Genomic DNA, 286 nt, shown 5'->3' with positions numbered 1-286 from the left:
TGTCACTGTATTTTTATTAAGTTGATTAGCTAACTCCTCTGCCATTTCTTGAGCATTTTTAGGCTTATTACCAACATCTTGGCAATTTTTACCTGCTAACCCGAATGGGTCAATCCAGTTTGCCGGGTTATGGACATACGCATAGGGATTCAGGCCCCCATTCAGCCCTAGCGGGTCTTCGGCACTATCCCGACGCTATCATACTCTTTAGGCCACTTTTCCCTTTGATTTAACAGCCTTTTTCTCCGCCGTTTTTTCCCACCCTGTTAAAGAGCATGCCAACTCG

General features: G+C 45.1%; 1 protein-coding gene. It reads right to left on the bottom strand.

All coding sequences use genetic code 11. The features are described from left to right. The coding region (locus ACGF5R_RS24805) for a hypothetical protein (protein WP_387693309.1) at window positions 1-153 on the bottom strand (153 nt) is incomplete at its 3' end. Window positions 154-286 lie beyond the last annotated feature (133 nt).

It is taken from the genome of Photorhabdus sp. RM71S, assembly GCF_042879355.1.
In the GTDB taxonomy this organism is placed as follows: Bacteria; Pseudomonadota; Gammaproteobacteria; order Enterobacterales; family Enterobacteriaceae; genus Photorhabdus; species Photorhabdus kayaii.
Note: the sequence above shows the minus strand (reverse complement) of the source record. Positions and strands in the feature narration are given on the sequence as shown.